Here is a 25899-nt window from a genome sequence, read left to right as displayed (position 1 = left end):
CGATCAAATGTACCCGTTGAATCGGCACTGATTGCGGCAATGTCCCTCACTATACCGGCCTACCGCGGGTAGTCTCATCCGATTGGACACCACAGACCCTACAGCCGCTACATCGGCGAAATCCTGCGCGTGGACGACCAGCATCAAGTCATCGAACTGCAACGCGCACGCGAATTCCGCTTCTTTACCCCGGACGACGTACGCAAGTTGGAACTGCCCGGCAACCTCGCCGTCAGCAAACCCTCGCCATACACGCACAACATCATCGCCTACATGGAGTGCACATCCGATGAACAGCGTATCTATTCGCTCGGCGTGAGCCGTATCGAGGCGGCGGCGCAGGGGGCCGACGAAGCGGCCAAGGAAATGCAGTATCGACTCAGCGTACACACCCTGCTGCAGCCCATCGACCATCTCGCCACGCGCGTCTACAGCCAGAACCGCGGGGTCGCGATCCTCGAATATCTGTCCTGGTCGAGCTACTACTATAACGACGGCGAGACTGACGGCATGGAGAACATCGAGTACGTGGTGAAGGTCATCGCCGAACAAGGCAAGGACTTCCTACTCGACGTCGTCGGCTCCAAGGAGGAAGGCCTCAAGCAGATATTCTCCAGCGCCTCGGAGCATTCATCCCTGCCCATCGAGTATGTGCAGCGCTTCGGCCAGTTCGACGGCTTTTTCGCCCGCGGCAACGTCGCCGAACTCACTCGGGCGGCAGGCGTGGATGAATCGCTGAAGAAACTCGAAGCCGAAGCGCGCCGTTAACAGCGCTCGCGACAGATACAAAAACGCCGGATGGACAAACCATCCGGCGCTGCATGGGGTCCGGGCGGCGTGTACGCATTCAGCCTCGCAGAAATTTTTCCAACCTCGCCACACCCTCGCGCAGTTGCTCCATTCCGGTCGTGTAGGCAAAGCGCAGATGCTGCGCGGCGCCGAAGTCGCCGAAATCGATGCCTGGAGTCACGGCGACACCTGCCTCCTCCATGATCCGCTGCGAGAGTTCGAAGCTGTCCTGGCCGAAGCGCTCGCAGTTGGCGTACAGATAGAAAGCGCCTTGCGGCGTGACCGGAATATCGAAGCCTAGATCCCTCAGCGCCGGCAGTAAATAGTCACGCCGCTCACGAAACGCTTCACGGCGTTGCTCGAATATTTCTTCGGCCTCGGGCGTGAACGCCGCCAGGGCTGCATGCTGAGCCGGAGTCGATGCGGATATGTAAACGTTTTGCTGCAGCTTCTCCAACGGACGCACGTATACCTCCGGCGCCACGATCCAGCCCAGACGCCAGCCGGTCATGCCGAAATACTTGGAAAAGCTGTTCAGCACGAAAGCCTCGTCCGACAGCCCCAGAACTGTCGGAGCCTGCGCCTCGTACACCAGTCCGTGATAGATCTCGTCCACGATCAGCGCGCCGCCCTGACGCGCTGAGAACTCGGCCATCGCCGCCAGATCGTCGGCTCCGATCAGCGTGCCTGTCGGATTCGCGGGCGACGCCACCAGCGCTGCCACCGTGCTGCGGCTCCAGTGCGCGCGCAGCAGTTCGGCATTCAGCTGATAATGCGTATCGCGATGCACCGGAATATTGCGTGCATGACCTTCGAACAGGCGCACGAAGTGCCTATTGCACGGGTAGCCTGGATCGGTCAGCAGCACCTCGTCGCCAACGTCGACCAGCGCAGCCAGGACCAGTTGCAACGCCGCCGAACCGCCTGAGGTGACAATCACCCGGCGCTGATCGACGTCGACACCGTAGCGACGCGCATAGTGCCCGGCAATCGCCTCGCGCAGCGCCGGCAGGCCCAAAGCCGGACTGTAGGCGGTATACCCATCCTCCAGCGCACGCTGTCCCGCGCGGATTATGGGCTCGGCGGTAGCGAAATCCGGTTCGCCGATCTCCATGTGTACGATTGAACGCCCCTCCGCCTCCAGAGCTTTAGCGCGCACGAGCAGATCCATCACATGAAACGGGGCGATGTCGCGGACGCGGGCGGCGAGATGCGGCGACCCAGCGTTCACTGCAGTTCCCGGCGACGGCGCATTTCCCACCATCCGGTTACTTACGCCGCTTGATGTGTTTCAACATGCGAGTCCGGCTGCGCTCTTGTCGCGGTGTCAGCGTATTGCGCTTGCCGGCATAGGGGTTGTCGCCGGTGCGGAACTCGAGCACCACCGGTGTACCGACGAGCTTGAGAGCGCGTCGAAAACCATTGGCCAGATAGCGCTTGTAAGCGCCTGGCAGGCGCTCGGTCTGGTTGCCGTGAATGATCACGGTAAACGGCCGGTGTCCGCCGAGGTGCGCATAGCGCAGCTTGATGCGCCTCCCTCTGGACATGGGCGGTTGATGCGCAGCGACGAGCCCCTCGAGCAAGCGGTTGAGTTCTGCCGTTGAAACCTCGCGATGTGCGCTCGCATGAGCCTTGAGCACGGCACCGAACAGCGTACCCACACCGGTACCGTGCAGCGCGGAAATGAAATGCCGTTCGGCGAAATCGAGGAAGGTCAGTTTCAGGGCGAGGCTGCGCTTGACGGCTTCACGGTCATCGCCTGAAAGGCCATCCCACTTGTTGATCGACACCACCAGAGCCGCGCCGGCGTCCAGCACCAAGCCGATCAGATGTGCGTCCTGCTCGCTGATGCCGGCACGCGCGTCGAGCACGAGGATCACCACGTCCGCGGACTTGATCGCATCCAGGGTTTTCACCACGCTGAATTTTTCGATGGTTTCGTGTACGCGGGCACGGCGCCGCACGCCCGCCGTGTCGACCAGTGTGTACTGCCGACCATCGCGTTCGAACGGCACGTCGATCGTATCACGCGTGGTGCCGGGATGGTCGAAAACCACCACACGATCCTCGCCGAGGATGCGGTTGATCAGCGTCGACTTGCCCACATTCGGCCTGCCGACGAAGGCGATGCGTATCCGCTGCGCGGTTTCGTCGTCGTCCTGCGACTCGCTGCCGCCCTCTTCCACAGACGCCGTGGACGCCTCGACGACGTTTTCGATCAACGCCTCGACACCGGCTCCCTGGTTGGCGGAAATGAACACCGGCTCACCCAGCCCCAGACTCCAGGCATCGGCCAGAGCAGCATCGCGGTTCGCCACATCCGCTTTGTTGACCACCAGCGTCACCGGCTTGCCGAGCGTGCGCAACTCGGTCGCCAGCTGTTCATCGCCCGCCGTCACGCCGATCCGACCATCGATCAGGAACAGCACCTGGGTGGACTCGCGCATGGCCTGGCGGCTTTGCTCGCTCATCAGCGCATCTATCGCGTCGGTCTCTTCGCCAAGACCACCGGTATCGATCACCAGATAACCGCGACTGCCGATGCGCCCGAGCCCGTATTTGCGGTCGCGGGTAAGGCCGGGAATATCGGCCACCAGCGCATCGCGGCTGCGGGTCAGACGGTTGAACAGCGTCGACTTGCCCACATTGGGGCGCCCTACCAGGGCCAGAACCGTCTGCATTTATCGCCTCGAAGTGCCGCAGCGCGGCCCGTCAAAAATTAAAACCACCGACCTTGGTCGATGACGAACCGCCGTCGGAATTGGAACCGTTCGCCTTGTCGGACGGGCCGAGCACACGGTAAGCACTCAAGCGCCCACCTGCAGTCTGTACATAGATCGTATCGCCTACCACGACGGGGGCCACCTGAATAGCTCCGCCGCCGACCTGTTCGCGCGCAACCAGACTGCCGTCACTGCTGGACAACCACTGCAGATAGCCGGCGTAGTCACCGACCACGACGTAGCCGGCAACCACCGTCGGTGCAGTCACCTCACGAAAATGCAGCGCGTCCTGCTTCCACAGCGAAGCACCGTTGCTGCGGTCCAGTGCCCAGATGTCGCTGTCCGCGTCGGTGACGAACACCGCATTGGGACCAAGCGCCAAACCGGCATAGGACGACATCTTGTGCGACCATTCGAGCTGACCACCCGCAGTCTGCGCGGCGACCACACGCCCGTTGTAGCTCGCCGCATAAACGGTATTGCCCGAATCGGACAACACGATGCGCCCGTCCACGTCGACCAGGCGCTGCAGTTCGGAGGCGCCACGTGCTTCGCCAACTCGCAGTTCCCAAAGCTGCGCACCGGTATCGAGGGAGAAGGCCGCGAGCTTGCCGCTGGAAAAACCCGCGATGACGTTGCCCGAATCGATGACAGGCCGCGACTTGCCGCGCAGGATGAGGTTCGGCGGCTCGCTGCCGTGGCTCCACAACACGTTTCCAGTCGTAGTATCGATGGCGAACAACTTACCGTCGTTGGTGTGCGCGACAATCGTACCTTCGCTGATCCCGGACAAGGCCATCACCTCGCTGGACAGCTGGGTCTGCCACACCAGGCCGCGCTGCTTGAGCGAAATCCCCAGCACCATACCATCCTGCGTGCCGACGAACAGCATCCCGTCGCCGCCGACCACGCCACCGACCAGCTTGCGTCCGGTCTTCACCGACCACTGTTGGCGGCCGTCCTTGAGCGCATAAGCGGCCACGGTGCCCGCGTGGTCGGCCGCGTACAGGAGTTTTCCGGACACATAGGGTCGCAAATGCAGGAAATAGCCACCGTTGCCATTACCGATGGAACTGGTCCACAAGTGATCGACTCTCAGCGTGGTTTTGATAGGCGCCAAGGCGGTCGGCGGGCGCGTGTTCTTCGCGCCACCGAATATCCCGCAGCCGCCCAGCGACAGCGCTCCAAGCAGAACGGTGGCCAGGGTAACGATGCGCGCAGCGCGGCTCATCAAGCTTTCCCCTGTGTAACGGCAGCGAGGGCAGCGATCTTCATCTTCAGCCCGTCAACCGGCAAACCGGCGATCTGCGCGCCGGCCAGCGCCTGCTCATACGCGGCGCGGGCCCGCTGAGCATTCCCCTTGACCTCCCATGCGTCGCCCTCGACTTCCTTCACCAGCGGCATGTAAGCCTCGGAGAAACCGGTCTTGAGCAGACTCAGCGCCGCATCGGGCTTCTTCTGCGCAATGCGCACCTGAGCCAAGCGCAAAACGGCAATACGTTGCAGGCTTTGCTGCGAACCATGGTCGGCAACCCACTGCAGATCGACTGCCGCAGCGTCGAGTTTGCCGGTTTCGACCGCTCGTTTGGCGAGAATCAGCTGCGCCAACGCTGCATACGGCGTATCAGCGTAGCCCTTGATCAACTGCTTGGCCGCCTGATCGATCCCATTGGCATCGTCGCTCTTCGCCGCCTGCTGCAGGGTCGCATAGATCGCCGAGGCCTGCTGTGCCTGGTGCATACGGTAATAGCCCCAGCCCTTCCATGAGCCGAAACCAAGCACGCCGACCAGCACGATCAGTGTCACCCAGCGGCCATATGCCCTCCACCAGCGTTTGATGCGTTCGAGATCTTCGTCTTCGGTCGTATACACGCTCAACGTCCTTCTTGATCCATCGGGCAATGGCGCAGCAATTCGGCCAGCAGGGCCGTCTGCGCCACCATGTTCTGCGTTGCCTCGCCTCGCAGCGCTCGGACGGTCACCATTCCTTCGACCACCTCCTGTTCGCCGAGAATCAACGCGACTTCGGCACCGCTTCGATCAGCGCGTTTCATCTGCGCCTTGAGACCGCCCTCGCCACAGTACACCTGCACTCCGAGTTCGGGGCGTGCCTCGCGCACGGCTTCAGCGATGTGCAACGCCTCACGCCGCGCCGCCGCCCCCTGGCTCAACACATACACTCGAGGAACGGCTGGTGCAGGCAGCAGGTCCTGCGCCTCAAGCAAAGCCAACAGGCGTTCAATGCCCATGGCGAAACCGCAGGCCGGGGTTTCCCGCCCACCGAGCTGGCTGACCAGCGCATCGTAGCGTCCACCCGCGCAAACCGTACCCTGTGCGCCCAACGCGTCGGTCACCCACTCGAACACGGTACGCGAATAGTAATCGAGACCGCGCACCAAACGTGGGTTGATGACGTACTCAATTCCCGCCGAGGACAACAGCTCGCACAATCCCTCGAAGTGCTCGCGCGAGGACTCGTCCAGCGCCTCCAGCAACTGCGGGGCTTCGCGCAGTACCTCACGGGTGTCCGGATCCTTGCTGTCGAGCACCCGCAGAGGATTGCTTTCCAGGCGACGTCGGCTGTCTTCGTCCAGTTCGTCACGGCGGCTGCGCAGAAAACTCTGCAGTTCGTCACGATAGGCTGCGCGCGCTTCGGCGTTGCCAAGGGAATTGAGTTCCAGACGCAAGCCGCCGAGTCCCAGCGCACGCCACAGCCGCGCAGTCATCAGAATGAGTTCGGCATCGATGGCCGGCCCTTCCATGCCGAAAGTCTCGGCGCCCATCTGATAGAACTGCCGGTAGCGCCCCTTTTGCGGCCGCTCATGACGGAACATCGGGCCGCTGTACCAGATCCGCACCAGCTGATTGTGCAGGAAACCGTGCTCGATGCCGGAGCGCACGCAGCCTGCCGTGCCCTCAGGACGTAGCGTCAGGCTCTCTCCGTTGCGGTCGGCGAAGGTGTACATCTCCTTCTCGACGATGTCCGTCACCTCGCCGATCGAACGTGCGAACAGTTCGGTCTTCTCCACGATCGGCAGGCGAATCTTCTGATAGCCATAGCTCTCGACCACCTCGCGTATCGTCGCTTCGAGCCAGGACCATGCCGCTCCCGCTTCGGGCAGGATGTCATGCATTCCGCGGATGGACTGAATGCGATCTACCATATGATTCCTTTCAATTCAGAGTCGATGCGACTCGTCGAGCTTCTTCTGACGCCCCTTCAGCGGCGCGTCCGTCCATCCGCCAGCAGCTTGAAACGAGCAGTGCTATTGCTCTGCGTATACTGCACCGCACTTACCTGTTTGCCGTCGACATGCAGGGTCACACCGGGGGCATAGCCAAGAAAGACGGAAAATGGCGGTGTGCCGGAAAACGTTCTTTTCGTGCCTGCATCGAGCAAACCGCGAAACAGTTGCGTGCCGCGGCCGTCATCGATCTGCACCCAGCTTTTAGCGGTGAGCTGCAGCACCAGTTGGGTTCCAGATACGCCGGCGGACGGCGAAGCTGTCGTCGACGGGGCTGAAGAAGACACGCTAGGCGTTGACGGAGTCTGTGTAGATGACCCGGGTTTGGAGGTTGCGACGACGACGGGCGTGGTCGGTTTTGGCAACTCGGCCTTGCTTGCATTGCCAGCGGACGCCGCAGCGCTCGGCGCGGAACTGTCCGTCTTGCCGTTCGCTGGATCAGCAACGCCCGAAACCCTCGGTTCGACCACCTGAGATGCCGTCTGACTGATCGCCGGCGTGCCAACCGCATTGGCAGTCGGAGTCTGCTGTGCCTGCTGGGTGGTGGTTTGCACCTGCGGTGGCACGCTGGAATGCTTGGGCCGCGTCAGCCACCAGGCGGACACGACGATCAGGATCAGAATGATCAACCCACCCACCACTTGAACACGAACGCGCCGCTCCGCATCCGTCGACGCGGATTCGCGCGGCAGGACCTCGGGCTGCTGCACCGCCAGCCCGGAATACGCCTGCAACAGCTCGTTTGCATCCAGATCCAGCAAACGCGCGTACGCTCGCAGATAACCTTTCACATAGGCTGGCTCCGGCAGGCGTTCGACATCGTCGCACTCCAACGCCTCGACTACCGCTTTCTCGAGATTCAGCGAGCGAGCCACGTCTTCTCGGCTAAGCCCCGCAGCTTCACGCGCATCGCGCAGGTGCGCCCCAGGGCCTTCGCGACGCGCCTGCTGCCGGACTTCCTCGATGCTGGGGTCGGCGTCCTGCGACATGTTACGAGCCTCCGTTCTGGAGCGCCTTCGCCTCCGGTGAATTGGGGAACATGCGGTACAGATCCCTCGCGCACTGGGTCGCCCCCATCAGATCGCCCACGTGTTGCTTCACCTTCATGCACAAGGCGAGGATGGGTGGCGAATAATGCGCTCGCCCCTGGATGCGTCCAAGATACTTGTCCGCACTCTTCCAGTCGCCTTCGTCGGCAGCGACTCTGGCGAGGCCGTACAACGCCGACGGAAACCCAGGGTATATCTTAAGAGCTTTATTAAACGCGACATCGGCGTGCTTGTAGTCGCCCTGGTTCAGATAGCACAAACCCGAATTGGCGTACGCGCCCTGCGGCGTGGGATACAGAGGGTTGGCCAGGGCAGCTTTGAACTCCTTCTGCGCCTCACCGTAGCGTTTTTGCTCGCACAGGAAAATGCCGAAGTTGTTGTGCGCCTGGGAGTCCTTGGGGTCAAGTTCGATGGCCTTGCGGAAGCTCGCCTCAGCCTTGGCGTTCTCGCCCAGGCGTTGCATCAACAGCGCATATTCATAGCGGATCGACGACGAATCCGGATACTGCTCCATCGCAAGCTTGAGTTTGTCGTGCGCGCGCTGGATATTGCCCGAATTCATGTAGTCGATGCCGAGACGTGCGTTGATCAAGCCTGCCTGCTGCAGACGCTGCTGGTCAACCTGGGTCTGCTGAGTGGCACAACCGCCGACGAGCAGAAGTACGGACATGAGCGAACCGATCCCGAAACAGTGCAAGCCAGGACGCATCACTGCAAGCCCTCTTCCATTCGTGAGAAGCGCAGCGCACGACGGCTGCGGTCGGCCACCTTGCCGGCCAATTGGCCGCAGGCCGCATCGATGTCGTCGCCTCGGGTCTTGCGCGTGATCGTGTGCAGACCGCCGACGATCAGCAGCTCGCGGAAACGATCCATCGTGGCTGGATCGGAACGCTCGAAACGCGTCTGCGGAAACGGATTGAACGGGATCAGATTAACTTTGGCGGGAACGTTACGCAGCAGCCTGACCAGCTCGCGGGCGTGCTCGGGTTGGTCATTGACGCCCTTGAGCATAACGTACTCGAAGGTCACGCTCTGTTTGCGCGTACGTCCCTCGACGAAGCGCTTGCAGGCAGGCAGCAACTGCTCGATCGGATACTTGCGATTGAGCGGCACCAACTGATCGCGCAACGCGTTGTTAGGCGCATGTAGCGAAACCGCCAGGCTCACGTCCAGCGTGTCCTTGAGGCGGTCCATGGCCGGCACGACGCCGGACGTACTGAGCGTAACCCGCCGCTTGCCCAGTCCGTAGGCTAGGTCGTCCATCATCAGCGACATCGCGCTGACCACCGCGTCGTAGTTCAGCAGCGGCTCGCCCATACCCATGAGCACGACATTCGTGACCGTACGCGAACGCCCCGGTTCAGGCTGCAGACGCGACTTGGCGATCCACAACTGCCCGACGATCTCAGCCGGCGTCAGATTGCGATTGAAGCCCTGGCGCGCAGTCGAGCAGAAGGTGCAGTCCAGCGCGCAGCCGACCTGCGAAGATACGCACAGCGTTCCCCGCCCATCATCCGGAATGAACACGGTTTCGATGCAGTTGCCGTCGTCCAGGCGCAGCAACCACTTGCGCGTACCGTCGTTGGACCTCTGCTCCATGATCACTTCGGGCGCCCGCACTTCCGACTCCGCCGCCAGCAGCGCACGAAGGTTGCGTGAAAGGTCGGTCATCAGTTCGAAGTCGGACAGGCCGTGATGATGCACCCACTTCATCAACTGACGGGCGCGAAAGCCCGCTTCACCGCGTGCGGTGAAGAACGCCTCGAGTTCCTGGCGCGCCAGGCCGAGGAGATTGACGGGCTTTGCGTCCGCAGTCATGACCTTAGCGCGTGCGCGGGCAGATTTCGTCTGGCCCGAAGAAAAAGTTGATCTCCTGCTCGGCGGTTTCGGCGCCATCGGAACCGTGCACCGCGTTCTCGTCGATCGAGTCGGCGAAGTCCGCACGAACGGTGCCGGGCTCGGCCTTCTTGGGATCGGTGGCGCCCATGATTTCGCGGTGACGCGCAATGGCATTCTCGCCTTCGAGCACCTGCACCATCACCGGACCCGAGATCATGAACGAGACCAGATCATTGAAGAAAGGGCGCTCGCTGTGCACGGCATAGAAACCTTCGGCGCGCTCGCGCGTAAGGTGCTGCATGCGAGCGGCGACGACTTTGAGGCCGGCGCGTTCGAAGCGGCTGTAAATTTCACCGATGATGTTCTTGGCTACGGCATCGGGCTTGATGATGGAAAGCGTGCGTTCGACCGCCATGTTCGGTACAACTCCTTGGTTCTGAATCCTGTGGCTCGCTCCTCGCCACCGCGGCCGTCAGCCGCGCATGCAACGAAGGTGGGGTCCCTCTAGCAACAAACCCGCGTCACGCGCGGGTTTGTAAGCCCTTGGGGGCACGGATTTTACTCGTTATGCAACCACCGTGACAAATGCCGCGGCACGCTCATTCGCGCTCTTCCAGCCAAGTCATCTGGATCGCTTCGAGGATCTTCTCCCCGGAGTGCTCCGGGTCGTCATTGAAATCCTCCAGTTCGCAGACCCAAAGGTGCAAGTCGGTGAACCGGACGTAGCGCGGATCCACCTCGGGATGCGCCTCGTCCAGTGCAATGGCGATGTCGCGTGTATCGGTCCAGCGCAGGCTCATAGTGTGAACAGGTCCTAATGGTTTTCGGACACCATGTTGATAGTGTACTTCGGAATTTCGACAATCAGATCCTCGTCGTCCACGATGGCTTGGCAGCTGAGACGCGAATCGGGCTCCAGCCCCCAGGCCTTATCCAGCATATCCTCCTCTTCTTCCTCCGGCTCCGCCAGCGAGTCGAAACCCCCTCGGACGTAGACGTGGCAGGTCGTGCAGGCGCAGGACTTTTCGCAGGCATGCTCGATCTCGATGCCGTTGCGCAACGCTGCGTCGCAGACGCTGACGCCGGACTCGACCTCGATCTCCGCCCCTTGCGGGCAAAGCGTCTCGTGCGGCAGAAACGTGATACGTGGCATGTGTGGATCCTGATCGTCTGTGGTGGATTGAGTGATGGGAAAGCTTTCAGTCGAAATCTTCGACGCGGTGTCCGGCCATCGCGCTGCGGATCGAGGAATCCATGCGGCGCGCGACGAAATCGGCCGCCGCAGCCTCAACCTGCTTGATGGCCTCGTCTATGGCCTCCGGCGCACCACCCTGCGAGGTCTGCTCCAGCTTCGCGCGCGCCTGACCGATACGCTCCCGCTCGGAGGCGTCGAGCAGGCGCTCGCCATCAGCCTCCAGCGCGGCATCGAGCGCCTCGATCACGCGCGCCGCCTCGACCTGCTGCTCACGCAAACGCCGCGCGACCATGTCGTCACGCGCATGGTCGATGGAACTGCGCAGCATGTCGGCGATCTCTTCGTCGGACAGGCCGTAAGAAGGCTTGACCTGCACGCCCGCCTGCGCTCCGCTGATCTGCTCCTGCGCGGTCACGCCAACCAAGCCGTCCGCATCGACCTGAAAGGTAACCCGTATACGAGCGGCTCCGGCGACCATGGGAGGAATGCCGCTGAGAGTGAACCGAGCCAGAGAGCGGCAGTCATCGACCAGCTCGCGCTCACCCTGCACGACGTGAACCATCAACGCGCTCTGGCCGTCCTTGAATGTAGTGAACTCCTGGGCGCGGGCCACCGGAATCGTGGTATTCCGCGAGACGATCTTTTCGACCAGGCCGCCCATCGTCTCGATACCGAGCGACAGCGGAATGACGTCGAGCAGCAGCATCTCGTCTTCGGACTTGTTGCCAGCCAGCACATCGGCCTGCAATGCCGCGCCGATCGCCACGACCTTGTCCGGATCGATGTTGACCAAGGGTTCGCGCCCGAAGAACTCCCCGACCTTGTGGCGCACACGCGGCACGCGCGTAGAACCGCCGACCATCACCACGTCGACGATGCCCTCGCGTCCCACGTCGGCGTCACGCAACGCCCTCCGGCAGGAGGCCAACGTCTTCTGGATCAACGGATCCAGCAATTCGTCGAGCCCGGAACGGTCCAGCGTACCCCGCCACTCGTCAGCACCGTCCAGCTGGACACGTATCTCGGTCCTCTCCGAATCGGTTAATGCTTCCTTGGCATCGCATGCCTCACGCATGATGCGCCGCATGAGCCGGTGATCACGGGCATTCTCGATCCCCGCCTCGCGCATGATCCATTCGGCAACCGCGCGGTCGAAGTCGTCACCGCCGAGAGCGCTGTCGCCGCCCGTGGCGAGCACCTCGAACACGCCCCGGTGCAGGCGCAAAATGGAGATATCGAACGTGCCGCCACCAAGGTCGTACACGGCGATGACGCCCTCGCCGCCCTGATCGAGGCCGTAAGCGACCGCTGCGGCGGTAGGCTCGTTGAGCAGACGGAATACGTTGATCCCGGCAAGCGTCGCGGCGTCCTTGGTGGCCTGCCGCTGGGCGTCGTCGAAATAGGCCGGCACGGTAATCACGGCACCGCTCAACTCGCCGCCCAGCGAAGCTTCGGCGCGCCGCTTGAGCGTACCCAGGATTTCGGCGGACACCTCCACCGGCGTCACCTCGCCGGCCGCGGTACGAATGCGCGGCACCCCGCTTTCGCCTGGCGCGAAGTCATACGGCACGTGCCCGGCCAAGGTCTTGAGGTCGGCCGCGCCGCGGCCCATGAGGCGCTTAATCGAAGCAAGCGTATTGAGCGGATCGTCGGCAGCAGCGGACTTCGCCGCATAACCGACCTCGGGCGAACCGGATTCGGAATACCGCACGACCGAGGGCAGAAGGTGCACTCCCTGTCCGTCGGCCAGGGTTTCGGCCACGCCGCTGCGCACGGTCGCCACCAGCGAGTTGGTCGTGCCTAGGTCGATTCCAACCGCGAGCCTGTGCTCATGTGGATCGGTCGACATCCCGGGTTCTGAAATCTGCAACAGAGCCATGAAAAATCCGTAATCTCTACAAACAGGACAGCGTGTCGCACACGATGCGTCACACTGCGCGAATCTAATGCGGGACGCGGCAGGGCGTTAGATGCTGCCGAGACGGATACTCAATCCAAGGCGTCTTCCAAGGCGGACAGACGCTCCTCGATCTGCGTCAGTAAGCGGTCGAAAAAACTCATCTGCAGCACGTCGGCCTTGGCGGCCTCCAATGCCTCCTCGGCGTAGTGCCGAGCGAAGCGTTCGATGAGTTCGCCGCGTTGCCCGCGCAAACGATCGTGCAGCTCATCGAGCCGTGTCAGCGCGTCCTCGGCATGTTGCGCTTCGTCCAACGCTTCTCGCAATTCAAGCTGCGTCATCAGGAACTCGGGATCGTTGAGCGTGTCTCGCTCCTCATCGAGAGCCACGTTCGCCAGCACCAGGAGATAGCGAGCGCGCAGACGCGGATCGCGCAGCGTGCAATACGCCTCATTGATCCGCGTCGCGGCCTGCAAGGCCTCGCGCTGCTCGCGGGCTTCGCCGGCCGCGTGGCGATCCGGATGATAGCGGGACTGCAGTTCCCGATAACGACTCTGCAACTCGTCGATATCGAGTTCGAAAGCGGGTTCCAGGTCGAACAGCTCGAAATCGCTGCGCGTGGGATCGAAAACGTCGCGCATCAGACGTTAAAGCTTTCGCCGCAGCCGCAGCGGCTCTTTTCGTTCGGATTGGTGAACTTGAAGCCTTCGTTCAAACCTTCACGCACGTAATCCAGCTCGGTGCCCTCGAGATAGACAAGACTTTTCGCGTTGACCAGCAGCTTGACACCCTTGTCCTCGAACACGGTATCGCCGACGTCGACTTCATCAGCAAACTCCATCACGTAGGCCATGCCCGAGCAGCCCGTGGTTTTTACGCCAAGGCGCACGCCGGCGCTGTTCCCGCGTTTGGCGAGAAAAGTCCGCATCCGGTCGGCCGCCGCTTCCGAGAGCGTGATTCCCATTACCGTCTCCATGAATCCTGTCGCCGCACGCCGGCGCTCCCACCATCCCCGTTCCTACCTCCAGAGAATCCTTATCCAGACTCCCCACGTTGCGCGGGTTCTCGTAGTGATCGATCACCTTGTCACTGTATGCCATGCTCAAATCTCCTAGCGCTTTGCCGCGGCGCTCAGTGCGCCGCCCATTCGATGCTCTTGAGATCGATGCCTTCCTGGTGCATCTCCCACAGCGGCGACAGCGCACGCAGCTTTTCGACCGCGCGCTGGATGCACTCAATAGCGAAATCGATCTCTTCGGCGCGTGTGTAGCGGCCGATGGAGAAGCGAATCGAGCTGTGTGCCAACTCGTCATCACGACCCAGCGCGCGCAGTACGTAGCTCGGTTCCAGGCTGGCGGAGGTGCAGGCCGACCCGGAAGACACCGCCAGTTCCTTGAGCGACATCAGCAAACTCTCGCCTTCGACAAAAGCGAAGCTGACGTTGAGAATGCCGGGATAAGCGTGGGCCAGATCGCCGTTGACGTAGACCTCGTCCATATGTTGCACGCCGGCGAGCAGACGGTCGCGCAGACTCCGGATGCGCTCCAGATCGGCGCCCATCTCTTCGCGAGCGATGCGCGCAGCCTCGCCGAGGCCGACGATCTGGTGCGTGGCCAGGGTGCCCGAACGCATACCGCGTTCGTGCCCGCCGCCATGCATCTGGGCCTCGATGCGCACGCGCGGCTTACGGCGCACGTACAGCGCGCCGATACCCTTGGGGCCATACATCTTGTGGCCGGAGATACTCACCAAATCGACATCGATCTCTTGCACGTCGAGCGGCACCTTGCCGGCACTCTGCGCAGCGTCCACGTGCAGCAGCACGCCGCGACTGCGCGTAAGCTTGCCGATCGCGGCGAGATCCTGAATCACGCCGATTTCATTGTTCACGTGCATGATGGACACCAGTGTGGTGTCGTCACGCAGCGCCGCCTCAATGCGCTCAAGCGGAATCAAGCCATTCGGATCGGGGTCCAGGTAGGTGACTTCGTAGCCTTCGCGCTCCAACTGGCGGCAGGTATCCAGCACTGCCTTGTGCTCGGTGCGGCTGGTAATCAGATGCTTGCCCTTGCGCTGATAGAAATGCGCAGCACCTTTGAGCGCGAGGTTGTCGGATTCGGTCGCGCCGCTGGTCCACACGATCTCCTTCAGATCGGCATTGATCAGTCGCGCCACGTCGGCCCGCGCCTCTTCGACCAGCTTCTCCGCGTCCCAGCCGAACTGATGGCTGCGCGAGGCCGGATTGCCGTAGACGCCTTCCCGGGTCAAGCAGTCGCACATACGTTTGGCGACGCGTTCGTCTACCGGAGCGGTCGCCGCGTAGTCGAAATAGATCGGGGTTTTCAACTCACTCATGCTCTGAACTCCATCAAATTGTTCTGTCCGCAGACCCCAGGGCCTATTTCGCCTGAAGGACCGCACCGGCAAATTCGTGGCGGCACTGGTGCTCACTGGCCTCAGCCTGACGATCGGCAACCGCGCGCACGCCTTCGCGCTCCATCAGGTCACCCAGCGTCACCCGCATCAAGTAGTCGCGGATCTCTTCGCTCAGCTCCGTCCACAGATCATGCGTCAGGCAGCGCTGATGATTGTGGCAATCGGCGGCACCGCCGCAACGCGTCGCATCGACCTGCTCGTCGACCGCATCGACCACCTCTCCGACCGGCATGCTGGAAGCCGAGCGCGCAAGGTTGTAACCTCCACCGGGACCGCGCGTACTGACGACCAGGCCTTTCTTGCGCAATCGCGAGAAAAGCTGCTCAAGATACGAAAGCGAGATGCTTTGGCGAGTGGAGATATCCGCCAGCGTCACGGGCCCTGAATCATTGTTCAGCGCCAAATCCAGCATGGCTGTCACCGCATAGCGGCCTTTGGTGGTCAATTTCATTGCATAGCGCTCCAGTTACGGGTGACAGACTACCCATAACATAGCAATTTAGTCAACTATTGCTGCCAGCAGTTTCGTCGGCTTCGTCATTCGCCTCGGCATCCACCACCGAATCGAGTTCGCAGCCGGTGATTTCCGGCAGACGCGACTCGTCGATATCGCCGCCGAGTTTGCGCACAACCGCGCACAACTGCATCATTTTCTCATCCACCAGATGAGTATGATCCAGCAGGCAATCGATCGCATGCGCCACGGGATCGGGCGCATCACGGGTAACGCCATAGGCGTCGAAACCGAGTTTGCTGGCTTGCGAGCGGCGCCGCTGCGAGACTTCGTCACGACGCACGATATGGGCGGGGATACCGACCGCCGTGGCCTCTTCCGGCACATCCTTGAGCACCACGGCATTGGATCCGACCCGCGCACCCTTTCCGATGTTGATAGGCCCTAGGATCTTGGCGCCCGCGCCGACCACCACGTTGTCGCCCAGCGTTGGATGGCGCTTGCCCTTCTGCCATGAAGTACCGCCCAGGGTGACGCCGTGATAAAGCGTGCAGTCGTCGCCGATTTCCGCCGTCTCGCCGATGACCACGCCCATGCCGTGGTCGATGAAGAAGCGTCGTCCCATCCGGGCACCGGGATGGATCTCGATACCGGTCCACCAGCGCGAAAAGACGGACAATACCCGCGCCGGCCAGTGCAGGCCAGAACACCAGAGGGCATGCGCCCAGCGGTGCATGATCACCGCATGCAAACCGGGATAGGTGGTCAACACCTCGAATGTGTTGCGCGCCGCAGGATCGCGGTCGAACACGCAACGGATATCTTCGCGCAGGCGATCGAACATGAAATCTCCAGGCGGGACAGGCAACGGCCCCGCTACTCAGCGCTCCCGCACCAGTTTCACCTGACGCTGAGCGGCGGTAAGGATACCACGCAATATGTTGACTTCAGTGGTCAACAATCGGGTACGGACAAATAGCCTGCGCAGTCGGCGCATCAGCTGCCGCGGGTTGTCCGGGTCGAGAAAGTCGATATCGATCAGCGCCTCCTGCAGGTGTTCGAAGAAACGCTCCACCTCAATCTGCTCGGCATGTGAATCGTCCTGCCGGACGTCATCGCTCGGCGTTTGTACGCTACCGGCGAGCGCCATTTCGTAGGCCAAAATCTGCACTGCAGCTGCCAGGTTCAGGGAACTGTAGTCCGGATTGCTCGGAATGTGGACGCGAAACTGGCAGCGCTCCAGCTCCGCATTCGTCAATCCGCTGCGCTCGCGCCCGAACAGCAGCGCCACCTCGCCACCGCCGCCCTGCTCCTGTGCTACCTGGGCGGAGCACTCGCGCGGCGCCAACGTTGGCCATTCCAGGTTGCGCGGCCGCGCACTGGTCCCCAGCACCATGTTGCAGCCCGCCAAGGCCTCGTCAAGCGTCGAACACACCGTCGCCGCGGCAAGCACATCGTCTGCGCCCGACGCCCGCGCGGTCGCTTCGGCGCTCGGGTAGTTATCGGGATTCACCAAGTACAGGCGCGACAGGCCCATAGTCTTCATCGCGCGGGCGGCCGCGCCGATGTTGCCGGGGTGGCTGGGTTCGACCAGCACGAAGCGCAAGCGGCGCGCATCGACCCCCATAGATTCATCACTCACAGGCATAGTCTGGTATCCTTGCGCCCCACTTCGCAGCCTTCACGCATCATGCATCCTTATCTCAATACCGCCGTTAAAGCCGCCCGCACCGCAGGTTCGCTCATTCAACGCCACACCGACCGGCTCGATGCTCTCAAAGTCGAGAACAAGCAGCGCAACGACTTCGTCAGCGAAGTCGACCGGCAGGCGGAGGAAAGCATTATACGGACCCTACGCAAGGCCTACCCGGATCACGCCATCCTTGCCGAGGAAAGCGGGCATCGCGGCGACAGCGAGTACGAGTGGATCATCGATCCTCTGGACGGCACCACTAACTTTCTGCACGGCATCCCCCACTACGCCGTATCCATCGCGCTGCGCTACCGCGACCGTATCGAGCACGGTGTCGTCTACGACTCGGCCAAGGACGAGATGTTCAGCGCCTCGCGTGGCGCCGGCGCCACACTCAACAACCGCCGCATCCGCGTCAGTCCGCGCACCAGCCTGGAAGGCGCCCTGCTCGGCACTGGCATTCCGTTCCGCGATGACCAGGACATCGACAACTACATGGGCTCGCTGCACGCGTTCCTCGGCCCCATCGCCGGCATCCGCCGCGCAGGTGCCGCCGCGCTCGACCTAGCCTACGTCGCCGCCGGCCGTCTGGACGGCTACTGGGAAGCCGGCCTGCATCCGTGGGACCTCGCGGCGGGCACCCTGCTGGTGCGTGAAGCCGGCGGCCTGGTCACCGATTTCGAGGGAGCCGATGGCTATCTCGGCAGCGGCAACGTAATCGCCTCCACTCCCAAGTTGCTCAAGCCCATGCTGACCACCGTACATCCCCATCTCGGCAAGAAAAAATCGGCTGGCTGAACTTGAACGCCCTGATACGGTAACGAAAAAGGCCCGGCATTGTGCCCGGGCCTTTTTCGTCGTGTCGTCAATCCGCTCAAACGTCAGGGCCGGTCGTCGATTTCCTCTTTCTTCTGCGGCATCAGATCGGCTTTGCTCACCCCGAGCGACAGCGCCAACGCGCTGGCGACATACACCGAGGAGTAGGTGCCGAAGATGACGCCGATCAGCATCGCAAGCGAGAAGTTATGGATCACGCTGCCACCGAAGAAGAACAGCGCGAGCAGCACCAGCACCACCGTCAAGGAAGTGATGATGGTTCTCGATAGAGTCTGCGTCACAGCGGCATTGATGATCCCCGCCGGCGTGCCCTTGCGCATCTTGCGGAAGTTCTCGCGCACCCGGTCGAACACCACGATGGTGTCGTTGAGCGAATAGCCGAGCAAGGCCAGCAGCGCAGCGAGCACCGTCATGTTGAACTCGAGCTGGGTGATCGCGAACACGCCGACCGTGATCGTGATGTCATGCACCAGGGCCAGCACGGCGCCTAGGGCGAAGCGCCACTCGAAACGCAGCGTGACGTAGATCAGAATCGCTATCACCGTATACAGCAGTGCCAGAGCACCGTTCTGACGCAACTCGCTGCCCACCGTGGGCCCGACGAAATCAACCTTGCGCAGCGTCACCTTGTTCGTCGTGGTCTGGCTGAGAACCGCCACCACCTGATCGCCGACCTTAGAGCGATCCTTCTCCGCACGCGGCGCGATGCGGATCATGACGTCCCGCGCGGTACCGATGTTACTGACCTGGGCATCGGGATAGCCGGCCTTATGCAGCGCGTCACGTACTTGTTGCAACGGCACTGCCTTGGCGTAGCTCACCTCGATCACGGTACCGCCCGTGAACTGGATACCGAAGTTCAGGCCGCGTAGACCAATGGCGAACACCGAAATCACGACCAGCGTGGCGGACATCGCCATGAAGATCCAGCGCGGCCGCATGAAGTTGATCGTATTCTTTACGTAAAACATATCTGCGGCGCTCCTCAAACGGCCAGCTTCTTGACCCGACGGCGCCCGCCGTAGATCAAGTTGACCACGGCGCGCGTACCCATGATCGCGGTGAACATGGATGTCACGATACCGATCGAGAGCGTAACGGCGAAGCCCTTGACCGCGCCGCTGCCGAAGGCGAACAGAATGATCGCCGCAATCAACGTGGTGACGTTGGAGTCGACGATGGTTGCCATCGCGCGGTCATAGCCGGCGTGAATACTGGCTTGCGGCGAGTTGCCATTGCGCAGCTCCTCCCGGATGCGCTCGAAGATCAGCACGTTGGCATCCACGGCCATACCGACCGTCAGCGTGATGCCCGCAATGCCCGGCAGGGTCAGTGTCGCCTGGATCATCGACATCACGGCCACCACCAGGACTACGTTGGCGAACAGCGCCAGATTGGCGATAAGGCCGAACACGCGGTAGTAGACCGCCATGAAGAGCACCACCAGCAGGAAGCCAATCACGGCAGAATTGAAGCCCTGCTGGATATTTTCCTTGCCCAGACTTGGGCCGACGGTGCGTTCCTCGACGATATTCATGGGCGCTGCCAGCGAACCGGCGCGCAGCAGCAAAGCCAGATTGCGCGCCTGCTGCGGACTGTCCAGGCCCGTGATCTGGAAGCGCTTGCCCAGCTGTTCCTGGATACGCGCAACGTTGATCACTTCCTGCGTCTTCTTGTAAACGGTCTTCTTCTTACCGTTGACCATCTGGGTCGCGGGCTTGGTCTCGATGTAGACCACGGCCATAAGCTTGCCGACGTTGTTGCGCGTGGCAGCACTCATCAGGCTTGCGCCCTGCCCGTCCAGCGTGATGAACACCGCCGGCGTGTTGTTCTGCTGCTCGAAGCCGGACGAAGCGTTGGTGACGTAGTCACCGGTCAGGATGACCTGGCTCTGAAGGAGAATCGGCTGACCGTTACGCTCCCTGAACAGGCTCGCTCCCAGCGGGACATTGCCGGTCTTGGCGGCCTGCGCGGCGTCTCCTCCGTTGTAGACAAGACGGAACTGCAGGCCTGCGGTTGCGCCGAGAATATTCTTGGCACGCGCCGTATCTTGTACGCCGGGCAGTTCGACCACGATGCGGTCCTTGCCCTGGCGCTGGATCACCGGTTCGGCCACGCCCAGTTCGTTGACGCGGTTGCGCAGAGTGGTGATGTTCTGCTCCATCGCGTATTGCTGGGTCTGCTTCAGCGCCACCTCGCTCAGCTTCGCACTCAGCGCCGGTCCACCATCGTGCGTCACCGGCGAAAACACCAGGTCACGATACTCGTTGGACAACAGACCTTGCGCCTTGTCTCGCGTGGCCGCGTCGGGGAAGCGGACAAACACCTGATCCTTGACGCGCGAAACTGCCCGGTACTGCAACTGCTTGCTCATCAGGAAGCGGCGCATACCCGTTTCGTCGCGGTCGAGCACCTGGCTGACGGCAGCCTCCATGTCGATCTGCAACAAGAAATGTACGCCGCCACGCAAATCGAGACCGAGGTACATGGGATTGGCCCCGATGGCCCGCAGCCAACCCGGCGTCGACGACGCAAGGTTGACGGCGACGACATACTGATCTCCCAGCGCCCCCTTGATCGGGTCGATCGCCTTGAGCTGAGTATCGGTGTTGTAGAAGCGCACCAACAGGTTGTCGCCTTCGTGCTCGATCCGCTTGTAGCGCAAACCATCTTTCTTGAGCACCGCCTCGACCTGCGACTGCAACCCGGCACTGACAACGGCGTTGCGCTTTGAGATCTGGATTGCCGGATCCTCGCCGTACAGATTGGGCAGCGCATAGAGCAGCCCGACCACCAGCACGACCAGGATCAGCAGGTACTTCCATAGCGGATATCGGTTCATCCCGCCCCAACCTTCGGCTTATAGCCCCTTGATGGTTCCTTTCGGCAGCACCGCGGTCACGGCCTGCTTCTGCACCTTGACGACGGTGCCTTCGGACACCTCCACCTCAAGGAAGTTCTCACCCACCGCGCTGATCTTGCCGACCATACCACCGGTGGTGACCACCTCGTCGCCCTTGGACAGCGCTCCGAGCAGTTTGCGATGCTCCTTGGCTCGCTTGCTCTGCGGGCGGATGATCATGAAGTACATAAGCGCGAAGAAGATCGCGATCATGATCATGAATTCGATGCCGCCTCCGGCGGGCGCCGGCGCGCCGGCCTGTGCATAGGCGTTGGAAATAAAGAAGCTCATGCCCTTTCCTCTTTAGTGATTTAAGCCTGCCCCGCAGCGGGATCGCCGATAGTACCCGGCTGCCCGCAAAGGGCGGCATTATGGCACAGCGTCTGCACCAAGTGCGCGCCGTGCCGCATAGAATGCATCGACCCACTGCTCCAGTCTTTCGGCCACGATGGCCTCGCGGATGGCGCGCATCAGTGCCTGGTAGTAATGCAGGTTGTGGATCGTGTTGAGGCGAGCACTGAGGATCTCGCCGCACTTGTCCAAATGCCGCAGGTAGGCGCGCGAATAATGTTTGCAGGTATAGCAGTCGCAACTCTCGTCGATCGGACGCGTATCGTCGGCGAATTTCGCATTACGGATACGCATGACGCCCTGGCTGGTATACAGAAAACCATTCCGGGCATTGCGCGTGGGGATCACGCAGTCGAACATGTCCACCCCGCGGCGCACTGCCTCGACAATATCCTCCGGCGTACCCACGCCCATCAGATAGCGTGGCCGGTCTTCCGGCAGCGCGGGCACGGTGTATTCCAGCGCCGCTTCACGCACGTCGGCCGGTTCGCCGACCGCGAGCCCACCGACCGCATAACCGTCGAAACCGATCTCACGCAGGCGCTCGGCGGACTCCAGGCGCAGATCCCTGTGCATACCTCCCTGAACGATGCCGAACAAGGCCGACGGGCTGTCGCCGTGCGCATCGCGCGAGCGCTGCGCCCAGCGCATGGACAAACGCATCGAATCCGCAGCCTGCGTTTCAGTGGCCGGAAACGGCGTGCATTCGTCGAAGCTCATGACGATGTCCGAGCCCAAGGCCCGCTGCACCTCCATGGAACGCTCCGGAGTCAGCTCGACACGGTCGCCGTTGACTGGGGAACGGAAGGTCACGCCCTGCTCGGTCAGTTTTCGCAGCTTGGCCAGGCTGAACACCTGAAACCCGCCCGAGTCGGTCAGGATCGGGCGCTCCCAATGCATGAAATCGTGCAGATCGCCGTGGCGGGCGATGATTTCGGTGCCCGGGCGCAACATGAGGTGGAAGGTATTGCCGAGTACGATCTGTGCGCCCAGCGCCTCCAACTCCTCGGGCGTCATCGCCTTGACCGTGCCGTAGGTACCCACCGGCATGAAGGCCGGGGTTTCCACCTCCCCACGCGGAAAGATCAGGCGCCCGCGACGTGCGGCGCCATCCTGTGCCAGACGCTCAAAGCGCATGGCGTCGACTCAAGAACATGGCATCACCATAGCTGAAGAAACGGTAGCCCTCGGCCACCGCGTGCCGATACGCACGCATCACCGGCTCATAACCGCCGAAAGCGGCCACCAGCATCAGCAACGTGGATTCGGGCAGATGAAAGTTGGTTATCAGCGCATCGACGACATGGAAGTCGAAGTCGGAACGAATGAACAGACGCGTGTCGCCGACATACGGACGCAACTCACCTCCCCGCGCCGCCGTCTCCAGGCTGCGTACCGTGGTCGTGCCCACCGCAACCACCCGTCCGCCGCGAATCCGGCAATCTTCAACCGCCTCGCAGACCTCGTCGCCGACCTCCACGTACTCCGCGTGCATTAGATGCTTGTCCGGATCCTCAACGCGCACCGGCTGAAAGGTTCCAGCGCCGACATGCAGGGTAACCTGAGCACTGCGCACGCCCCGCTCTTGCAGCCGGCCGAGCAACGCCTGGTCGAAATGAAGGCCGGCCGTGGGCGCGGCGACCGCGCCGGGGCGCCGAGCGTAAACCGTCTGGTAACGCTCGCGGTCGGCAGCGCTGTCACCGCGTTCGATGTATGGCGGCAACGGCACATGTCCGTGGCGTTCGAGCAGATCCAGCACCGACTCATCACCACAGAACTCGAGAACGAACAACTCCTCCTCGCGGCCGAGAACCTCGACCTCGATGCCTCCATCGAGCAATAGAAAAACGCCGGGCCCAGGCGACTTGCTGGCACGAACATGCGCCAGCGCGCGGCGTCCTTCCTGCAGACGCTCGATCAACACCTCAACCCGCCCGCCGCTCTCCTTACGGCCGTGGAGGCGCGCCGGGATCACGCGGGTATCGTTGAAGACGAGCAGATCTTCCGGATTCAGGCGCTCCACCAAGGAATTGAAGAACGCGTCCTCAATCCGATCCTCAACTGGATCGAGCGCGAGCAGACGGCTCGCGCTGCGTTCGGGCAAGGGTTGCTGTGCGATCTGCGCCTCGGGCAGATCAAAATGGAAATCGCTGGTTTGCATGGGGGCGCAATGGTAGCACGCAACGAATACGACGGAATCAACCCTGCCCATCGGGATGCACCCCACCATCTTGGTGAAGCGCTCGGCTTAGGGTAGACTACCGCGCTCGTGCCGGGATGGCGGAACTGGTAGACGCGCCAGACTCAAAATCTGGTTCCCGCAAGGGAGTGCGAGTTCGATTCTCGCTCCCGGCACCACACATGCCCACGGCTGCTCCACTGCACGCCCACCGGGCATATCTGAATCCAGTACACCGCAATCGACACTGAACAGCACGACCTTTGTCCTCACCGGTCGCGAACGACTCCTTCCTCAAGTACCACTCAGCGCCATTCAGACCGTATGGCGATGTCCATGCGGACGCCATGCCGGCGCGATCACGTCGGCCGTTAATGAGCGGCCGAGCAAAGCTGCAGGACCAAGGGCCATCGCACCGAACCTTCGGTTCACTTCGTCCACTACACGGTTAACTCCCGCACGGCGCGGCTCCTGCCTGTCGAATAGATCCATCTGAACATCCGCGAGCCCTGGATCCAGCGCCGTCACCTGTACCTGGTATGCCAGTTGGCCGAGCCAGGCATCCTCCAGCAATTGCCGGCAAAGACTCACGAGCGGCTTGGCGTCATCGGTCGGTTCGGGAGTCAAGAAACGCCCACCGACCCAGCCGGCATCCGTCTTCAAACCTATGAAAAACTGCTGCGCTTCCAGACGGTGCCGGCGCAGACGCGCGGTCACCTTATGCGCCATGTGTTCGAGATAGGTCAGCAGCGTACGTTCGTCGCTTGTTGCAGGAGGCAGCATTTTGCCGTGTCCGATGCTCTTGGGTGGTGCCACCTCGGTGCGCACGGGTTCCGGATCGAGGCCCTGCGCCATCAACCAGACGCGTCGTCCCACGTTGCCCCATCGCTGCGTCAGCGCGCCGATCGGCAAACCAGCCATTTCTCCGCACGTCCGCACGCCCCGCGCAGCCAGAAAGCCGCCGATTCCGCGCCCCACTCCGCATAGCGCCGTCACCGGCACGTCGCGTAGACGGGCAGCGCTTTCCCACGGCGGCACAATAGTCACTCCGTCTGGTTTATGCTGCTTGGCGGCCCACTTGGCAGTGGTCTTGTCGCCGGCCACGCCGACGGAACACCGCAGCCCGGCAACCTCCCAAATCACCTGACGCACGCGTTGCGCAACTGCCTCTGGCGAGCCGTGCAACTGCTGCACGCGGGTCACATCAATGAAGGCCTCATCGACCGAAAACACCTCGATCTCCGGCGCCACGCGATCACGCAACGCTTCCATGATCCGGCTGGAAACTTCGGCATAGAGCTGCGAACGCGCGGTCACACGAAACAAACCGGGGCAAAGACGCCGCGCCTCGCGCAGCCGCATACCGGTTCTCACTCCATACTCTCTGGCCTCGTATGAAGATGTGATGATGCAGGTACCCTGATCGCCATTCGTGACCGCAACCGGACGCCCTTTTAATTCAAGGCGATCGCGTTGCTCGATCGAGGCGAAAAAAGCGTTCATATCGACCAGCACGATCATGCGCTGCCACAACGCCGGTCGCGCGTCTCCGGATACGGCTATACCCATATCAGCGATACCTGCGCAGTTGAGCCACGAGCACGCCCTGGATCCGCACCCGTTCAGGTGCGTAATGCAGCGGCGCCATGTCTGCGTTCTCGGGCAGTAACAGGACCTCACCGCTCGTGGTACGCCGGAACCGCTTAAGCGTGGCCTCCTCGTCATCTATTAGCGCCGCCACGATGTCGCCGTCCTGGGCCACGTCACGATGTTCGAGCACGACGTAATCGCCGTCAAAGATGCCCGCATCGATCATCGAATCACCCTTGACCTGCAGCGCGTAGCGCCCCGGCCCCAGCAGAGTCGACAGATCGAGTGCGTCCCGCCCCGGAATGGCCTCGATGGGCCTGCCCGCGGCGATGCGTCCGACCAGCGGCAGTGATGTGGATGCATCCTCATCATCGCCCTGCGGCAGGCGCAAACCCCGCCAGCCGGGGGAGCGCTCCAGAATTCCCGCGCCGAGCATGGCTTTCACGTGATAGTGCACCGTGTTTTTTTCCAGTCCCAATGCGTCGCCGATTTCAGCCAGGGTCGGCGAACAACCGTGCGCCTGAAGATGGTTTCGAATCACCGTTAGGATTTCAGCTTGACGAGGATGCATTTAAAAGTTCCAAAAAGTTCCATACAGTCAAAAATAGAACTTTTATAGAACATTTGCAAGCACTCTCAATACTCGCAGCACCGACTCCACCCTTCCTGCCCGCTCGCTTGCACATTAGCCCCTAACAAATCTAGGGTAACGGTAACGGA

Annotated in this window: 27 protein-coding genes, 1 tRNA gene and 1 pseudogene; 3 read left to right on the top strand and 26 right to left on the bottom strand. The window is 62.0% G+C overall.

The features are described from left to right. Positions 1-129: 129 nt before the first annotated feature. Positions 130-768, top strand: a complete 639-nt coding sequence (locus tag P8014_RS02945) for a hypothetical protein (protein ID WP_337815812.1) — start codon at positions 130-132, stop codon at positions 766-768. Between the two features lie 79 nt (positions 769-847). Here P8014_RS02945 and P8014_RS02940 read toward each other — a convergent pair whose 3' ends face one another. The 19 genes and pseudogenes from P8014_RS02940 to P8014_RS02850 form a co-directional block, all read right to left on the bottom strand. Next, positions 848-2020: a pyridoxal phosphate-dependent aminotransferase gene (locus tag P8014_RS02940; protein WP_337815811.1), complete on the bottom strand. Its 1173-nt coding sequence runs from the start codon at positions 2018-2020 to the stop codon at positions 848-850. Positions 2021-2057: 37 nt separating this feature from the next. After that, complete coding sequence (der, locus tag P8014_RS02935) at positions 2058-3470, bottom strand: ribosome biogenesis GTPase Der (RefSeq protein WP_337815810.1); 1413 nt, start codon at positions 3468-3470, stop codon at positions 2058-2060. 31 nt (positions 3471-3501) lie between these two features. Continuing rightward, positions 3502-4743, bottom strand: a complete 1242-nt coding sequence (bamB, locus tag P8014_RS02930) for an outer membrane protein assembly factor BamB (protein WP_337815809.1) — start codon at positions 4741-4743, stop codon at positions 3502-3504. Next, positions 4743-5384 (bottom strand): tetratricopeptide repeat protein, encoded by a 642-nt coding sequence (locus P8014_RS02925; RefSeq protein ID WP_337815808.1) that lies wholly within the window; start codon positions 5382-5384, stop codon positions 4743-4745. The genes bamB and P8014_RS02925 overlap by 1 nt, the downstream gene beginning before the upstream one ends. Positions 5385-5386: 2 nt before the next feature. After that, on the bottom strand, positions 5387-6676 hold the full coding sequence (gene hisS / locus P8014_RS02920; RefSeq protein ID WP_337815807.1) for a histidine--tRNA ligase: 1290 nt from the start codon (positions 6674-6676) through the stop codon (positions 5387-5389). 56 nt (positions 6677-6732) lie between these two features. Next, the gene (locus P8014_RS02915; protein WP_337815806.1) at positions 6733-7746 is read right to left on the bottom strand and encodes a RodZ domain-containing protein; all 1014 of its coding nucleotides are present in this window, start codon (positions 7744-7746) and stop codon (positions 6733-6735) included. Position 7747: 1 nt separating this feature from the next. Next, complete coding sequence (pilW, locus tag P8014_RS02910; protein WP_337815805.1) at positions 7748-8476, bottom strand: type IV pilus biogenesis/stability protein PilW; 729 nt, start codon at positions 8474-8476, stop codon at positions 7748-7750. 38 nt (positions 8477-8514) lie between these two features. Further along, on the bottom strand, positions 8515-9624 hold the full coding sequence (gene rlmN, locus P8014_RS02905) for a 23S rRNA (adenine(2503)-C(2))-methyltransferase RlmN (protein WP_337815804.1): 1110 nt from the start codon (positions 9622-9624) through the stop codon (positions 8515-8517). Between the two features lie 4 nt (positions 9625-9628). Further along, positions 9629-10060, bottom strand: coding sequence for a nucleoside-diphosphate kinase (gene ndk, locus P8014_RS02900; RefSeq protein ID WP_337815803.1), 432 nt, complete (start codon positions 10058-10060; stop codon positions 9629-9631). A gap of 184 nt (positions 10061-10244) precedes the next feature. After that, positions 10245-10445, bottom strand: a complete 201-nt coding sequence (gene iscX / locus P8014_RS02895; protein ID WP_337815802.1) for a Fe-S cluster assembly protein IscX — start codon at positions 10443-10445, stop codon at positions 10245-10247. A 14-nt stretch (positions 10446-10459) separates the two neighbouring features. Further along, the gene (fdx, locus tag P8014_RS02890; RefSeq protein ID WP_337815801.1) at positions 10460-10798 is read right to left on the bottom strand and encodes an ISC system 2Fe-2S type ferredoxin; all 339 of its coding nucleotides are present in this window, start codon (positions 10796-10798) and stop codon (positions 10460-10462) included. A gap of 46 nt (positions 10799-10844) precedes the next feature. After that, entirely contained in the window at positions 10845-12719 is a 1875-nt protein-coding gene (hscA, locus tag P8014_RS02885) for a Fe-S protein assembly chaperone HscA (RefSeq protein ID WP_337815800.1), read from the bottom strand. Between the two features lie 110 nt (positions 12720-12829). Continuing rightward, complete coding sequence (gene hscB, locus P8014_RS02880; RefSeq protein WP_337815799.1) at positions 12830-13378, bottom strand: Fe-S protein assembly co-chaperone HscB; 549 nt, start codon at positions 13376-13378, stop codon at positions 12830-12832. Next, positions 13378-13701: an iron-sulfur cluster assembly protein IscA gene (gene iscA / locus P8014_RS02875; protein WP_337815798.1), complete on the bottom strand. Its 324-nt coding sequence runs from the start codon at positions 13699-13701 to the stop codon at positions 13378-13380. Before iscA ends, hscB begins: the two co-directional genes overlap by 1 nt. A 19-nt stretch (positions 13702-13720) precedes the next feature. Further along, positions 13721-13837 (bottom strand): annotated as a pseudogene (locus tag P8014_RS02870) (iron-sulfur cluster assembly scaffold protein); the annotation flags it as partial. Positions 13838-13868: 31 nt separating this feature from the next. Further along, the gene (locus tag P8014_RS02865; protein ID WP_337815797.1) at positions 13869-15092 is read right to left on the bottom strand and encodes an IscS subfamily cysteine desulfurase; all 1224 of its coding nucleotides are present in this window, start codon (positions 15090-15092) and stop codon (positions 13869-13871) included. 43 nt (positions 15093-15135) lie between these two features. Next, a complete protein-coding gene (locus P8014_RS02860) occupies positions 15136-15624 on the bottom strand; it encodes an Rrf2 family transcriptional regulator (protein ID WP_337815796.1) in 489 nt (162 codons plus the stop codon). A 52-nt stretch (positions 15625-15676) separates the two neighbouring features. Further along, positions 15677-16471: a serine O-acetyltransferase gene (cysE, locus tag P8014_RS02855; RefSeq protein WP_337815795.1), complete on the bottom strand. Its 795-nt coding sequence runs from the start codon at positions 16469-16471 to the stop codon at positions 15677-15679. A gap of 36 nt (positions 16472-16507) precedes the next feature. Beyond that, positions 16508-17254 (bottom strand): RNA methyltransferase, encoded by a 747-nt coding sequence (locus tag P8014_RS02850; protein ID WP_337815874.1) that lies wholly within the window; start codon positions 17252-17254, stop codon positions 16508-16510. A 63-nt stretch (positions 17255-17317) separates the two neighbouring features. Between P8014_RS02850 and P8014_RS02845 the strand changes: the two genes are divergently transcribed. After that, a complete protein-coding gene (locus tag P8014_RS02845; RefSeq protein ID WP_337815794.1) occupies positions 17318-18118 on the top strand; it encodes an inositol monophosphatase family protein in 801 nt (266 codons plus the stop codon). A gap of 83 nt (positions 18119-18201) precedes the next feature. Here P8014_RS02845 and secF read toward each other — a convergent pair whose 3' ends face one another. From secF to queA, 5 genes are all read right to left on the bottom strand, one after another. Then, positions 18202-19128, bottom strand: coding sequence for a protein translocase subunit SecF (gene secF / locus P8014_RS02840; protein WP_337815793.1), 927 nt, complete (start codon positions 19126-19128; stop codon positions 18202-18204). 14 nt (positions 19129-19142) lie between these two features. After that, positions 19143-20999, bottom strand: a complete 1857-nt coding sequence (gene secD, locus P8014_RS02835) for a protein translocase subunit SecD (RefSeq protein ID WP_337815792.1) — start codon at positions 20997-20999, stop codon at positions 19143-19145. Between the two features lie 18 nt (positions 21000-21017). Then, entirely contained in the window at positions 21018-21350 is a 333-nt protein-coding gene (gene yajC / locus P8014_RS02830) for a preprotein translocase subunit YajC (protein ID WP_337815791.1), read from the bottom strand. Positions 21351-21428: 78 nt separating this feature from the next. Next, positions 21429-22547 (bottom strand): tRNA guanosine(34) transglycosylase Tgt, encoded by a 1119-nt coding sequence (tgt, locus tag P8014_RS02825; RefSeq protein ID WP_337815790.1) that lies wholly within the window; start codon positions 22545-22547, stop codon positions 21429-21431. After that, a complete protein-coding gene (queA, locus tag P8014_RS02820; RefSeq protein WP_337815789.1) occupies positions 22537-23571 on the bottom strand; it encodes a tRNA preQ1(34) S-adenosylmethionine ribosyltransferase-isomerase QueA in 1035 nt (344 codons plus the stop codon). Before queA ends, tgt begins: the two co-directional genes overlap by 11 nt. Before the next feature lie 110 nt (positions 23572-23681). Between queA and P8014_RS02815 the strand changes: the two genes are divergently transcribed. Continuing rightward, a tRNA-Leu gene (locus P8014_RS02815) sits at positions 23682-23768 on the top strand. 136 nt (positions 23769-23904) lie between these two features. Here P8014_RS02815 and P8014_RS02810 read toward each other — a convergent pair. Together P8014_RS02810 and lexA are read right to left on the bottom strand one after the other, a co-directional pair. Beyond that, positions 23905-25110 carry a DNA polymerase IV gene (locus P8014_RS02810; protein WP_337815788.1) on the bottom strand — a complete coding sequence of 402 codons (1206 nt, stop codon included), beginning with the start codon at positions 25108-25110 and terminating at the stop codon, positions 23905-23907. A 49-nt stretch (positions 25111-25159) separates the two neighbouring features. After that, on the bottom strand, positions 25160-25750 hold the full coding sequence (lexA, locus tag P8014_RS02805; RefSeq protein ID WP_337815787.1) for a transcriptional repressor LexA: 591 nt from the start codon (positions 25748-25750) through the stop codon (positions 25160-25162). Positions 25751-25899: the final 149 nt, after the last annotated feature.

This window comes from Acidihalobacter sp., assembly GCF_037381185.1.
GTDB lineage: Bacteria > Pseudomonadota > Gammaproteobacteria > DSM-5130 > Acidihalobacteraceae > Acidihalobacter_A.
The sequence above is the reverse complement of the archived record's forward strand: the minus strand, read 5'-3'. Positions and strand labels throughout refer to the sequence as shown.